The following is a 13,841-nucleotide window of genomic DNA, read 5'->3' on the forward strand; positions in this document are numbered from 1 at the left end:
TGAGCAAATTGCATAATTACCTTCTACAAAAACTATCTACCATATGTAGTCTAAAATTCTTCAAAGCCATACCATCAAATATGCTTATATCTTAAGCAATTAAATCAAGGATGATATTCGCATATTAGGTTTAGCCAAGTAAGAGTTATGCAATTTCCTCTAGCGGTGATACCGCTATTTTTTTTATCATAATTTCTTTTTTTTCATAACCATTAGCACATGACAAGAGAATATTACATACTATAGTAATTAAGATAAGCATCTTAATATTTTTTTTTGGAGGTATATGGATGAGGAATATTGACCCATTAACAACCATAATTTCTAATGTTGGTGATGATACGCTCTCAATTATTAATATGCCACGCTTATGCGAGGTGCGAAAGATATTCCTCAAAAAATCCTTTGGACCTCATCATGTTGTGGGAGATTTATGTAATAAGTATCTATATATTTCAAATTCATATAATTCTAGTGTGTGTAAATACGATTTGATTCTGGATATGATTATAGATACCGTTTATGTAGGAAGCAATCCATGTCATCTGGTACTTAACAAAAAGAACGGATTACTTTATGTGGCAAATGAGGATTCAAATTCCATTTCTGTGGTAGATGCAAAAAAAATGGTATTGCAAGCACAAATTCCTGTTGGGGAGATGCCCCATGATGTGAAACTTAATTGTGATGGAAGTTTACTTTTTATTTGTAATTTTAAAACAAATACCCTATCTATTATTAATACCATAACTAATGAAAGGGAAAGGAATATCTATGTTAACTCAAACCCTTACCATATGAATCTAAGTAGAGATGGTAAGAAGTTATATATAGTTAACACAAATTATTCTAGTCTTAGAAAGGGAAGCATAACCATACTGAATACTATGAATTTAAAGGTTGAAGATAAAATAGATATAGGAAAGACCCCCATGGATGTCACATGCGGGTTAAATGAAAACTATCTATATATTACAGATATGGAACTGAATGTGGTTTTTGTTTTAGACACAAAGCATAAAAAAATAATTGACAGTATAGAAGTAGGAAAAATGCCCCTTAGTATAAAGTTAGATACTCATAATAAGTATCTTATTTGTACTAATATTGGTGACAATACTATTTCTATTATTGACTTAAAAAGGTTTTATGTTATTAAAAATATAAAAGTAGGCAAAGAGCCTACAGGTATAATATGTATTTAGATATATAACCTATTTAATCTATTAAGAGTTTGATTATTTCTCCATATATATCTTGAGCTTTGTTTTTCCAATTATCACAAATGATCTTGGCCTGTTTGTTAGATACCACATCTAATTTTAGATCAATTAAAGTTATATCGTTTTCTACAACCTTAAGCTCAACTAAGTAATCATTCTTAGATTTTTTCTTGTAGTTAGCAGAAATTTGTGTTTCCTTCAAAATTATTTTTTTTCTTTTATCAATTGATTCATTTAGCTTTTTCAGTAGTTTGTCAGATAGTCTATCCTTAAAATAATTAAGGGTATCTTTTCCCTTTTCAGTAATTAAATAATAATAATGTTCTTCATTTTGAGTATATTCCAATAATGATGTATTCACCAACTCAGATAAAAATTGTTGAAGAACAAAATAATTAAGTAATTCGTTTTCCATAATAAAGTCTGTAATCTGATTATTGGTAATAGCGATTTCAAACTTATCAAAAATATATAAAAGTACTAATTTATTTCTAGCTTCATCCTTACTATTATTATCAAACATATTTTACCACCACACTTTAAGGCTTAAGAATAACAAAAAATTTGCTCGCTTAATAAATTATATCATATTTACTATAATCAATCATATAAAAAATATTATAAATAAAAATACTGAAAAACCCAAGGATTGATATCCCTGGGTTTTTCAGTATTTTTATGGGTGAAATTTATCTTAATATTTATTTTGTTCCGCCAGACATTTGTCTTTCTGCCATTTCAACAAGACGTTTAGTCATATATCCACCAACATAACCGTTTTGTCTAGAAGTCAAAGTTCCTTTATCTATAGTATCATAGTTTGTTAAACCTAATTCATTAGCTATCTCAAGCTTGAAGCTATTAAGTGCAGCTCTAGCCTCAGGTACTACAGCTTTATTACGTGACATTATTTATCCTCCTTTTCTAAATTAATCTGAATTTGAAATTATATTTTTTATGTTGCATTATTAATTTAACCATTTTATATTGAAATTATGTTTACAATTTGATCTTTTATGAATAATTTTTAGCAATATAACATATAAATAATAATTTGACTAAAATATGTATAAAAATTTTAAAACAAAAATTTAAAAAGTATAGTAAAATATAATTGAGGGAATTTTATAATTTTGACTTATCATAGTTATAGGGATTTTAGTATAGACTTTAACTTATACTATGGAAACCCTATATGTATTATTTGGGATTAAGTTTTTGGGGAAGAGTTATGCAATTTCCTCAATTGTATGATACTTATGATTTTATATAAAATCATATTGGAGGAAGATAATGAATTATAGGGAAGAACTGCGAAATATACTTATTGATGCAGGAGCTGTAAAGGTGGGTTTTGGTTATGTTGGAGATGTGTTGCCTGAAAAATTCAAACACCTAAAAACAGGACTATCATTGGCTTTTAGGTTATCGGATCAAATAATTAACGATATTGAAGAAGAACCAACACATAGTTATTTTCATCATTATAGGACTGTGAACTTTAGGATAGATCAGATTATCTTGACAGGTGTTTCAAAACTTCAGGAGTGGGGATTTTTAGCTATGCCAATTGCTGCTTCTCAGTCAGTGAATATAGATGGCAATAAATATAGAGGAGTATTTCCCCATAGGACGGCTGCTACAAGGGCTGGTATTGGGTGGATAGGTAAAAATGCATGTCTTATAACTGAAGAATTTGGACCTAGAATAAGGTTAGGAACTATACTTACTGATATGGAAGTGATCTATGATAAGCCTATTACTAGTTCGTTATGTGGAGACTGTAATAAGTGTGTTAATATGTGTCCGGCATTAGCCTTAAGGGGGAGTAATTGGTATCCAGGTATAAAACGAGAAGAGTTAATTGATGCCCAAGCATGTAGTGAACATATGTCTAATTATTATAAGCATATTGGTAGAGGTTCTGTTTGTGGTATTTGTATAAAAAATTGTCCAAGGGGATCTAAAGTAATTAAAATTAGATAGTAGGATGGGGCAAAGGTTCAATTTATAATATTGTAAAATTTTTTACCAACATATAAATTGAACCTTGCCATTCAAAATCTATTAAGGCATGAAGTTGTTTATCTTTATGGGGTTTATAGTATAAATTAAAGTTGCTGCTTAAATTCCTATAGAATATATTTATACAGGGCTTACATGTTTAAAGATTAATAAATTTTTATAAACTACTATGGGATATGAACCTATGTTATGTTAGCTTTCTATCCATTTTAACCTTTACATCCTTACGATTACCATGATTATGGGAGCTTTTCAGCTGAGCTTTTTGAGACTTTGCTTCTTTATGCCAATGCCTATCTTCTTCTTTAAATGTTCTTCTACCTAATTCGGTTCTTTTACCTTTTATATTTGTATATTGGCTTCTAATAATTGACAACATCAACACTCCTTTTAATTCAGTTATCGATTAAATTAACCAAATTTCAATTAATATATATTAGGTTAATCATAAAATCAACCCTATATAGAGAGTTCCAAGTAAATCTTAATTTATACATCTCGAAATATCCCATGTCCCTAGGAATTTTTGATATGTGTAAATTAAAGTTTTGACTAGAATCTCTATAATAGTTTTTGAATTTCATACAATTATATTCATGACATAGAGAAAACTAAGGAGGAATTAATTTGAAAAGATTCACAAAACATACTTTAGCAATGATTTTATCAGTTGCTTTATTTACGGGATGTACTACTTCAACCATAAATGTGAATAATTCTGCTCAAGACAATGTTGAAGATAACGAAAATACTGTTGAAGAAATGAAAGATACAGATGGTAATAAAGTTGATGGAAAAGAGCAAAACGAGGCTTCAAGTAATTCGGATTCCTCTGACTCAGTTGATAATGGTGAGGATACTAAAGAGCAACAAGAAAATGAACCTAAGGAAATAGATCTTCAAGAGATTAAACCGAATGAGGTTGGACAAGTTATGGTTGTCATGTATCATGCCCTTGGAGATAAGGAAAAAGATTTTGTAAGGACTAGAGAAAATTTTAGAAAAGATTTAGAACTTCTTTATGAAAAAGGTTATAGATTAATTAGTTTAAATGATTTTGTAAACAATGAGATCAATATAGAGGCGGGAAAAACACCTATAGTATTTACATTTGATGATGGTAATATCACTGATTTTAATATTATAGAGGAAAATGGAGAAAAAAAGATCGATCCAAATTGTGCTGTTGGTATCTTAGAGGATTTTTATAGTAAACATCCAGATTTTGGGCTTGAATCCACATTCTATATATACGGACAAAATCCATTTAGGCAAAAAGACTTGATTGATTACAAACTTAAATATATTGTTGAAAAAGGTATGGATATAGGAAATCATACTTCTGGACATGATAAACTAAGTGTTTTATCATCGGAGGATATACAAAAGTCATTGGCTAAAAATGTAGAATTTATAAAACAATACTTGCCTGATTATGAAGTAAATTCATTAGCATTACCCTATGGAGATAGACCAAAAAGTGAGGATAAGAGAAAATATCTTTATGAAGGTTCATTTGAAGGCATATCATACGAAAATATTGGGGCATTGGCAGTTGGAGCTAATCCAGCACATGCTTCTATTCACAATGAATTTAATTATAGATATATACCTCGTGTTCATGGAAGTTCAGAAAAATGGGGTATTAGATTCTGGCTAGAATATTTTGATAGACATCCAGAAAAAAGATATATAAGTGATGGAGATAAAGATATTGTTACAATACAGGAATCTAAAGTTGATCTAGTGAATAAGGACAAAGTAGGAGATAAAGAATTACGAACATATAAATTAAAGGAGCAGTCTAAATAAAATATAGATAAAGACTACCATCTTGTTGACTTTGTCAACAACCTCGCCCACCTATGGTGGGTTTTTTTATACCCAAAAACTCATAAAAAAAATTATAAAACATATAGAATAATAACAGGGCTAAAGAATAAATTAAATATATACCCAGATTATTCATAGAAAATTTAAAACTCTACTTTGTCCTTTTGTTTCTAAGTCATTCATCAAATTCTTGACCTACCGTCTAGGTATGCCTTCAAATTTGATAAATGCCTTAGAAATCAAAACTACTTGCATATTTTCAAACTCTCCATGAATAATCTGGGGTATAAGACAAATGAGGGGGGAAATCATGAAACTTTTTGTAGTTACTAAAAAAAGTATAATTCTAACTATTATAATTTGTATAATTGTCATATTCTCATTATTATTTTTTAATGATATTAGCTATAGGGTTTTAGAGACCTTGGCACCTGATAAGTTAATTCCTATATATTGTGTTGAAACCCAGGAGAAAAAGGTGGCTATAAGCTTTGATGCTGCTTGGGGGGATAGGTACACTGAAGGTATTTTGGAGACATTAGATAAATATAATGTAAAATCCACCTTCTTCTTAGTAGGTTTTTGGGTAGATAGATATCCCGATATGGTAAAGAAAATTCAAAGGAGGGGCCATGATATAGGAAATCATTCCTCTACTCATCCCCATATGTCAAAGCTTTCTAAGGAGCAGATAGCTAATGAGCTGAATCAAACGGGAGAAAAAATACATAATTTAACGGGAGAAAAACCATATCTATTCCGGCCTCCCTTTGGAGATTATAACAATAACCTAATAAGGACGGCAAAGGAATGCGGGTACTATACTATTCAGTGGGATGTTGATTCCTTAGATTGGAAGGAGCTTGGAGTGGAACCAGTAGTTGATAGAGTAACCAGAAATGTGGAGAATGGGTCAATTGTATTGTTTCATAATAATGCAAAGTATGTTTTAGAATTTTTGCCCCTAGTTATTGAAAAACTACAAAAAGAAGGTTATAAAATAGTACCAATTTCAGAAATTATTATGAAGGATAATTATTATATTGATCATACTGGAATGCAAAAAGAATTAGATGAATCTAAAAATTAATATAATTAGATAAAAGCAGATGGTTCACAATGACAAATTTCATTCATTTTGAAATACCCTAGGGACAGGTTCAAGGGAGTATATCCTAAGACAGTTCCTTTTTCTTTTTTGAATCTTAAAATGGGGGTCATTAAAGCCTTAAGCTAAAACCTAAGGCTAATGCCTTTAACCATAGGTTTTTGAATAAATACAACAGAATAGAGAAAATATAAGTATACCCAGATTATTATTCATATAGAGATTTCAGTCAAAACTTTAATCTATACATATCAAAAATCCCTAGAAGCATCGGATATTTTGCTATGTATGAATTAAGATTCACCCTAAACTCTCTATAAAATCAAATTCTAAAGGATTTGTTGTTCTTAGTATATCGTCAAAGGAGCTGAAAGGATGAAAAGAGTTAAGTCTATTGGTTTAATCAGAAATAATGATAGTAAGATTATAGGTGACTTAATATTTTCGTTGTTTAAGAATAATGGAATGGAGGTAGGTTTGATAAGTGACGGTTTTATTAGGGTAAATGAAGATTGTAAAAAAAGAAGATTAAATGACCAGAGGGATATTGAAAGATTATTAGGGGATGAGAATTCCTTGGATTATATTATTTTTGACAACCTACAGGAAAAGTCCATGTATGATCTAACAAAACAGTTTGAAATTAACACTTTAATAGATGACGAATTTATGGGAGGTAATAAACAGAACAATAGGATGGTGGAAACAAAAATAAATATATTCAATAATTTGAAAAGAAATGGAATAGCTATTATTAATTCTGATAACAAAACGTTAAATGATTATTTCAGCTGTTTAAAGGACAAAATTATTGTGACCTATGGCCTTAATACAAAATCTACCATAACAGCGTCAAGCCTAGATATTAATGGAACAGTATCATTCAATTGCTGTATCCAAAGGGGTATAACTACCTTCAATGGAAATGAGATCGAGCAAATGGAATTCCCAATAAGAACCATGGCCTATGATGATTTTAATGTATGTGATTTTCTGGCTGCCATAAGTCTAGCTCTCATATACGAAGTATCAATTGACAATATTCAAAATACCATATATAGCCTAGATTATTCATAGAAAATTGATTTCATGATTTGTAGCCATATTAAATTTTTAACTTAAATTTCAAATCTTATGTTCTATTTTACCAAATACTAGAATAAATATATTTGTAGATTGACTAGGTCAATAAAAAATTGACTCTATAACACAAGAAACAAAGAATTCTAAGGAGCGTAAGGGGGCTAGAGGTTTGAGAGTGTTTGAAAATAATACGGCTTCAGTTATTGGTATACCATGTTCTGATCTAGAATTTAGCCATGAGGTATATGGTGAGGGGTTTTATAATTTTAAACTTAAGATACCACGATTGAGTAATTATGAGGATGTTTTGCCCATAACAATTTCTGAAAGATTAATAGTGAATTTGAGTTTTAATGAAGAGAAATACTTTAAAGTGGAAGGTCAGTTAAGGTCTTATAATAAAGTCATAAATGGAAATAACAGACTCATATTGACTATATTTGCTAGAGATGTGGTTGAACAGAAGGAGGAAGATATCACAAATCCCAATCAAATATTTTTGGATGGATATATATGCAAACAACCTATTTATAGAACTACTCCGTTTGGAAGAGAAATCACAGATATGCTTATAGCTGTTAATAGACCATATAGAAAATCCGATTATATTCCTTGTATTGCATGGGGAAGAAACGCAAGATATTCTCAGAAAATGGAGGTTGGAGATCGGATCAAAATCTGGGGCCGAATACAAAGCCGAGTTTATCAGAAAAAACTAGATGAGGAGAGGGTATTAAAGAAGACTGCCTATGAAGTATCTATATCAAAAATGAAAGTTATACCCGATGAAAATAATAGGCTGGAAAATGAATAAGTTACATAAAAAAAATAGACTAGTCATGTTGCGAAGTGATTTTGATTGTTTTCTAGGCACTTGATCCCTTACATACTCACTGTATGTGGGAGATCAAGTAAAGACAAAAACAATTAAAGGAACGAGTAAAATGACTAGTTTATTTTTTGAATATGTCCTATAGTAATAATCTATAACCTGATAGGGGGTTATATTGAAAATAAGTATATGTACCTAATATAAGCCCTGAAAGTTTGAGTTTGCCATTTTAAAGTTTATCTTTATGGGGACACTATAGTCAGCTTTATATGTTAAAATAGAAACAAAACCTTGAAAAAATAGCTAAAAAGAGTAAAATAATAATTGAACCCCATAAAAATGGAGGAAAAAATATGTATTACAAATTTATTGGTGCGTTAATTCTTTTGATTATTTTAACATCTATTCAATACTCGTTAAATAGGGTGGTAGTTTTGTTAAAAGAGATTAAAGAGATTCTTTATAGATTAGATAAGGACAATAGGTCATCGAATTAGTCTAGGGATTTCCTGGGCAATACGGGTCTAAATATCAACAATACCTATACCATTAATGGGGGATATACATACTATAAGTATAGATTTCCAAAAGTTAAACTTAATTTATACTATGAAAATACTATAGGGATTTTAGTATAGACTTTAACTTATACTATGAAAACCCTATATATATAATGAAATTATAGAATGCCAATTAAGATGCAAATTATTGAATCGTGAGGCCAGTTATCTTTATTGATCCATGAAAATGAAATAATATTTAAAATGAGAACTTTACATTCGTAATTCTATATTGTATAATACTACTTGGCTTTAAATTCTTAAATTAGTTTTGTTGAAGTTAATTATGGGATTTGCTTAATTGATATATAGGGTAAGTACTTATGAAATATACAATTAGATTTCATATAGGAGTTTAAGTGAAGCCTTTAATTTAGAACTATTGGAAGTTTTGAGTAATTTGGTAGATATAGATTAAGTTTTACTATCTATAGAGATCCCAGTCAGAACTTTGATTTATATATATCAAAATTCTTCAGAGACATTGGATGCTTTGGCATATATAAATTAACTGTTTAACTGGAATATCTATATTTGAAAAAATCAACGTTTGTTAAAGAAGGGATAAAGATGATTACTACTGTAACTTTAAATCCGGCAATAGACAGATCATATATAATTAATAATTTTCAAGCAGATAATAAATATAGAGTAAATGATGTAACTGTTACAGTGGGAGGAAAAGGAATAAATGTTGCTAAAACTGCATCTATATTAGGGCAACAGATAAATGCAACCGGTTTCCTAGGTGGACTTTCAGGTGAATACATAAAAAGAGAATTAGTAAAAATGGGTATTTCAACATCCTTTATAAATATTGATGGGGAGTCCCGTAATTTTACTGCAATTATAGATCCTATTAACAATACAGAGACTACTGTTAACGAAGAAGGCCCCTTTGTTACAAAGGCTGAACTAACAAGATTTATTAAAGAATATATAAAAATATTGAAATACAGTAAGATAATTATTGCATCCGGTAGCGTTCCAAAGGGAGTACCTAAAACTATTTATAGGGATATGGTAAAAATAGCAAAGGATAATAATGTGATACCAATTATAGATGCATCGGGTAAATTTTTAGAAGAAGTAATAGAAGCAAAGCCATATATGATAAAACCTAATATTAGTGAACTTAGAACTTTAGTTGGATATGATTTGAAAGATGAATTTGAAATAGTTCATGAATCTCGGTATATATGTAAACAGGGAGTCGGAATTGTTGTTATATCTTTAGGAAACGAAGGCGTTATATTTGCGACTAAAGACAGGGTTTTCAAAGCCAAGATTCCTAAAATTGAAACCGTTAATGTAGTTGGATCTGGAGATGCTTTAATTGCAGGTTATGCAACGGCTATGATAGAAAATTATAGCATGGAAGATGCTATTAAATATAGTGTGGCTTGTGGTACAGCAAATGCACTTGAAAAAGAGATTGGATATGTTGATATTAACAATGTTAAGCACTTATATAATAAAGTTGAGCTTTTAAGGGTAGAATAAAAACCCTATTAGCGTTTATGCCGTATAATATAAAGTGATAAAAAACAAACCTTTGACTCAAGGTTTATTTTTTTTGGAGAAAATCTTAAATTGTCTAGTATTTTAATTTCTAATGATTTTCTGTTATAGTAAAATATATAAGAAAAAAGGAATTGTATATATATGGTTGAAAGAAGGAGAGGGCTATGGAACTTATCAATATTTCGTCAAATGTTCAAAGGATAGCTGAGGCAATTGAGAGTGTTATAAATGTCGATGTTACCATAATTGATGATAAACTAAACAGAATAGCTGCAACGGGATTATATATAAAAAATATTGGGAATAAAGTGAGTAAAAACACTGTTATGTCCTATGCATTACATAGGGGAGAAGCTTTTATCATAGAGGATCCAAGACTACATAAGGCATGTGAAAAATGTGAAGCTAAACAGGGCTGTAAAGAATATGCTCAAGTTTGTTGTCCAATAAAGATTAATGGAAGGGTTAAGGGCGTGATAGGTCTTATCGCATTTGATCAGGAACAAAAACGATCAATGGTAACCAATAAGGAAAACCTATTGCAGTTTCTCACAAGGATGGGGGACTTGATTGCTACTAAATTAGTAGAAGAAGAGAAAACTCAGAAGATAAATCTATTAGCCAAGGAATTGGAGGTTTTACTGAATTCGATGGATATGGGGGTTGTGTCTGTGGATATAAATGGTAATATTCTTCATTATAATTCAAAGACAATGGACATCTTCCATATAAAAAACAAAGGAGAAAATCTTAGCCATATTGAAAAGCTTTTAGGAAATCTTGAATTAGAAAAAATAATTAAAACTAAGAAACAAATAAAAAACAAGCAATTTTATTACAATGTGGAGGGCCATAATCTTAGGGGCATATATAATGCAAGTCCCATATTGGTTGAAGGAAAAATCGTTGGAGTAGTTTTAACATTTAGTAAGATGAATGAAATTATAAATGTCGTTAATCAAGTTACTGGAACAAATCTTGAAATGTCCTTTGATGATATTATTGGGGAGAGTTTAAGTATTGACTTAGTTAAAAAATATGCGGATAAAGCCGCAAAAAGTACATCTACAATACTCATTCAAGGTGAAAGTGGGACAGGAAAGGAATTGTTTGCACGGGCTATTCATTTTTCAAGTGATAGAAGGAAATATCCCTTTATACCTATAAATTGTGCTGCTATACCCGAAAATTTATTGGAAAGTGAGCTATTTGGATACGAAGAAGGGGCTTTTACTGGAGCAAAAAAGGGTGGGAAAACAGGAAAGTTTGAATTGGCAAATAAAGGCACTATATTTCTTGATGAAATTGGAGACATGGCACTTCATCTGCAAACCAAGCTTTTAAGAGTACTTCAGGAAAATCTCATTGAGAAGATAGGTGCTAAAGGATTTATACCTATTGATGTAAGGATAATAGCAGCCACTAACAAGAAGCTTGAAGATATGGTTCTTGAAGGAGCATTTAGAGATGATTTATATTATCGATTAAATGTTATACCTATATATATACCACCTTTAAGGGATAGAAAGACGGATATACATGTATTAGCCAATAGTTTTTTACATAAGTTTAATTGTAAATTGAACAAGGATATCTTAGAAATTGATGAAGAAGTTCTAGAGGTGTTTATGGAGTATAGTTGGCCTGGTAATGTAAGGGAACTGGAGAATACTATAGAGTATTCCCTTAATATGGCTACCGCAGATTCCATTACAAAATATGATCTACCTAAAAGGATAAGAATAAATGATTATGAAATTGAATCGAAAAACGAAGAAGGTATAATCCAAATAAAAGAGCTGGAAAAAAAGGAGATAATTAAAGCCATCCAAAAATTTGGAAGAAGTAAAAAGGATATGGAAAAATCCGCAAAGGCTTTAGGAATCAGTAGAGCCACCATTTATAGAAAAATCAAAGAATATAACATTTAATGTAAATTATTTGTATAGGATTTACAGTCAAAACCATGTCTGATATTTTCGGATTTTATATGGATAATCTGAGTTGGGGAAGGTCTCAAAAAGAGAATAAAGTCTCGTTTTGAGACCTTTTCTATGGAATCGAAATCGAAGTGTTTTATAAAGATATTTAATAGACTATCCAGGCAAATACTGATATCTATAACTTTAAAATTCAAACTTAGGGTTGAAAAGGAGAAAAAACGCTTCGCTCCTTAGTCGCATTATGAGAACCACATGTTCAAAATAGGGGTATACAGCTTTGGCACAAAAATTGCATATATATTCTAATGAGAAAATAAATTGGAGGATGTGCCATGAGTATGAAGAAAAAAATATTAAATACATTAAAAAATGAAGTTTTGCCTGCAATGGGATGTACTGAGCCCGTGGCAGTGGCTTTAGCGTGTTCTAAAGCAAAGGAGTTATTAGAATACAGTAGTATTAAAAAAGTAACTATTCTAGTTAGTCCCAATATATATAAGAATGGGCTGTGTGTTGGTATACCCCATACCGATGAGGTAGGATTAAGTATTGCTGGAGCCTTAGGAATAACTGGAGGTAATTCCGCAAAGGATTTGAGAGTGCTAGAAGGATTGAAGGATGATGATATAAAAAATGCCAAATCCCTTATTGAAGAGAATTTAATAGATCTTGGTATCAAGGATACCGATGAAAGAGTTTATGTAGAAGTAGTGCTTGAGACGGATAAAGGTCATACAAGGGTAATAATTAAGGATAGACATAATAATTTTATCCATTTAGAAGCAAATGGTGAGGTTATATTGCAGAGTAAAGTTGAAGATATTGTAAGCAGTACGAACAAAAATGATCTATATGAGCTAAAAATTAGGGATATAATAAAGTCTATAGAAGCTATGGATTCAAATGATCTAGGATTCCTTATGGATGGTATAGAAATGAATGAAAAAATTGCTAATATTGCCTTAGAAAAAACTCTAGGTATGGGTGTTGGAGCAGGATTTAATAAAAACATCAAAGATGGACTAATAGCCGATGATTTAGCCAATAATGCTATGATGTTAACTGCCGCTGGGGCAGATGCAAGGATGTCAGGAGTATCACTACCTGTTATGAGTAGTAGTGGAAGTGGTAATAATGGATTGACGGCGATTCTTCCTTTAGCTGCCTATAAAAGAAAATGTGATGTTAGTGATGAAAAAATGGTAAAGGCTTTAGCAATAAGTCATATTATTACAGGATATATTAAGAGTTATATAGGAAGACTTTCCTGTTTATGTGGATGTGGAGTTGCGGCTGGTATTGGAGCTAGTGCAGCTATATCATGGCTTATGAATGCAGACTATGATCAAATAGATGGAGCTATAAAAAATATGATTGCAAATATAAGCGGCATGATATGTGATGGAGCCAAGGTAGGATGTGCCTTAAAGCTTGCTACAGCCGCTTCTACGGCAGTACAATGTTCTTTGTTAGCCATTAATGATAATATAGTCCCAGCACGTAATGGCATTATAGCTCAAGGGGTAGAAGAAACCATAAGAAACTTAGGCGTATTAGGTACAGATGGAATGAATGTTACCGATAAGGTTATCCTCAATATAATGAAAAATATGGATACAAAAGCATCTTAAGATAAGTTAGTTGTTACAAGTTCCACGTTCCACGTTTTTAGATAGGTCTACTAGGTCAAAATAAAGAGCTTTATTGTCG

General features: G+C 30.7%; 13 protein-coding genes. 10 read left to right on the plus strand and 3 right to left on the minus strand.

The window, feature by feature from the left end:
• Positions 1-290: 290 nt before the first annotated feature.
• Entirely contained in the window at positions 291-1,205 is a 915-nt protein-coding gene (locus tag N4A68_16365) for a beta-propeller fold lactonase family protein (protein MCT4565872.1), read from the plus strand.
• Positions 1,206-1,218: 13 nt separating this feature from the next.
• Here N4A68_16365 and N4A68_16370 read toward each other — a convergent pair whose 3' ends face one another.
• Both N4A68_16370 and N4A68_16375 read right to left on the minus strand, forming a co-directional pair.
• A complete protein-coding gene (locus tag N4A68_16370) occupies positions 1,219-1,746 on the minus strand; it encodes a DUF4364 family protein (GenBank protein ID MCT4565873.1) in 528 nt (175 codons plus the stop codon).
• Between the two features lie 178 nt (positions 1,747-1,924).
• The gene (locus tag N4A68_16375; protein ID MCT4565874.1) at positions 1,925-2,134 is read right to left on the minus strand and encodes an alpha/beta-type small acid-soluble spore protein; all 210 of its coding nucleotides are present in this window, start codon (positions 2,132-2,134) and stop codon (positions 1,925-1,927) included.
• Positions 2,135-2,516: 382 nt separating this feature from the next.
• On the opposite strand from N4A68_16375, the gene N4A68_16380 reads away from it, so the two are divergent.
• A complete protein-coding gene (locus N4A68_16380) occupies positions 2,517-3,209 on the plus strand; it encodes an epoxyqueuosine reductase (protein ID MCT4565875.1) in 693 nt (230 codons plus the stop codon).
• 226 nt (positions 3,210-3,435) lie between these two features.
• Here N4A68_16380 and N4A68_16385 read toward each other — a convergent pair whose 3' ends face one another.
• Complete coding sequence (locus tag N4A68_16385; protein MCT4565876.1) at positions 3,436-3,624, minus strand: hypothetical protein; 189 nt, start codon at positions 3,622-3,624, stop codon at positions 3,436-3,438.
• 251 nt (positions 3,625-3,875) lie between these two features.
• On the opposite strand from N4A68_16385, the gene N4A68_16390 reads away from it, so the two are divergent.
• The 8 genes from N4A68_16390 to N4A68_16425 all read left to right on the plus strand — a co-directional run bounded on the left by N4A68_16390 (position 3,876) and on the right by N4A68_16425 (position 13,762).
• The gene (locus tag N4A68_16390; GenBank protein ID MCT4565877.1) at positions 3,876-5,060 is read left to right on the plus strand and encodes a polysaccharide deacetylase family protein; all 1,185 of its coding nucleotides are present in this window, start codon (positions 3,876-3,878) and stop codon (positions 5,058-5,060) included.
• A 331-nt stretch (positions 5,061-5,391) separates the two neighbouring features.
• Complete coding sequence (gene pdaB / locus N4A68_16395; GenBank protein MCT4565878.1) at positions 5,392-6,171, plus strand: polysaccharide deacetylase family sporulation protein PdaB; 780 nt, start codon at positions 5,392-5,394, stop codon at positions 6,169-6,171.
• A 393-nt stretch (positions 6,172-6,564) separates the two neighbouring features.
• Positions 6,565-7,266 (plus strand): Mur ligase family protein, encoded by a 702-nt coding sequence (locus N4A68_16400; protein ID MCT4565879.1) that lies wholly within the window; start codon positions 6,565-6,567, stop codon positions 7,264-7,266.
• Between the two features lie 175 nt (positions 7,267-7,441).
• Entirely contained in the window at positions 7,442-8,086 is a 645-nt protein-coding gene (locus tag N4A68_16405) for a single-stranded DNA-binding protein (protein ID MCT4565880.1), read from the plus strand.
• A 371-nt stretch (positions 8,087-8,457) separates the two neighbouring features.
• Positions 8,458-8,601 (plus strand): hypothetical protein, encoded by a 144-nt coding sequence (locus N4A68_16410; protein MCT4565881.1) that lies wholly within the window; start codon positions 8,458-8,460, stop codon positions 8,599-8,601.
• Between the two features lie 633 nt (positions 8,602-9,234).
• Positions 9,235-10,167, plus strand: a complete 933-nt coding sequence (locus N4A68_16415; GenBank protein MCT4565882.1) for a 1-phosphofructokinase family hexose kinase — start codon at positions 9,235-9,237, stop codon at positions 10,165-10,167.
• A gap of 185 nt (positions 10,168-10,352) precedes the next feature.
• On the plus strand, positions 10,353-12,119 hold the full coding sequence (locus N4A68_16420) for a sigma 54-interacting transcriptional regulator (GenBank protein ID MCT4565883.1): 1,767 nt from the start codon (positions 10,353-10,355) through the stop codon (positions 12,117-12,119).
• Positions 12,120-12,463: 344 nt separating this feature from the next.
• Entirely contained in the window at positions 12,464-13,762 is a 1,299-nt protein-coding gene (locus N4A68_16425) for an L-serine ammonia-lyase, iron-sulfur-dependent, subunit alpha (protein ID MCT4565884.1), read from the plus strand.
• Positions 13,763-13,841 lie beyond the last annotated feature (79 nt).

The sequence above is a fragment of the Maledivibacter sp. genome (assembly GCA_025210375.1).
Classification (GTDB): domain Bacteria; phylum Bacillota; class Clostridia; order Peptostreptococcales; family Caminicellaceae; genus JAOASB01.

Bases quoted from the DNA above. Each gene is read 5' to 3' on its own strand.
- N4A68_16365 (MCT4565872.1), top strand. From the start codon at position 291: ATGAGGAATATTGACCCATTAACAACCATAATTTCTAATGTTGGTGAT.
- N4A68_16370 (MCT4565873.1), bottom strand. From the start codon at position 1,746: ATGTTTGATAATAATAGTAAGGATGAAGCTAGAAATAAATTAGTACTT.
- N4A68_16380 (MCT4565875.1), top strand. From the start codon at position 2,517: ATGAATTATAGGGAAGAACTGCGAAATATACTTATTGATGCAGGAGCT.
- pdaB (MCT4565878.1), top strand. From the start codon at position 5,392: ATGAAACTTTTTGTAGTTACTAAAAAAAGTATAATTCTAACTATTATA.
- N4A68_16400 (MCT4565879.1), top strand. From the start codon at position 6,565: ATGAAAAGAGTTAAGTCTATTGGTTTAATCAGAAATAATGATAGTAAG.
- N4A68_16410 (MCT4565881.1), top strand. From the start codon at position 8,458: ATGTATTACAAATTTATTGGTGCGTTAATTCTTTTGATTATTTTAACA.
- N4A68_16415 (MCT4565882.1), top strand. From the start codon at position 9,235: ATGATTACTACTGTAACTTTAAATCCGGCAATAGACAGATCATATATA.
- N4A68_16420 (MCT4565883.1), top strand. From the start codon at position 10,353: ATGGAACTTATCAATATTTCGTCAAATGTTCAAAGGATAGCTGAGGCA.
- N4A68_16425 (MCT4565884.1), top strand. From the start codon at position 12,464: ATGAGTATGAAGAAAAAAATATTAAATACATTAAAAAATGAAGTTTTG.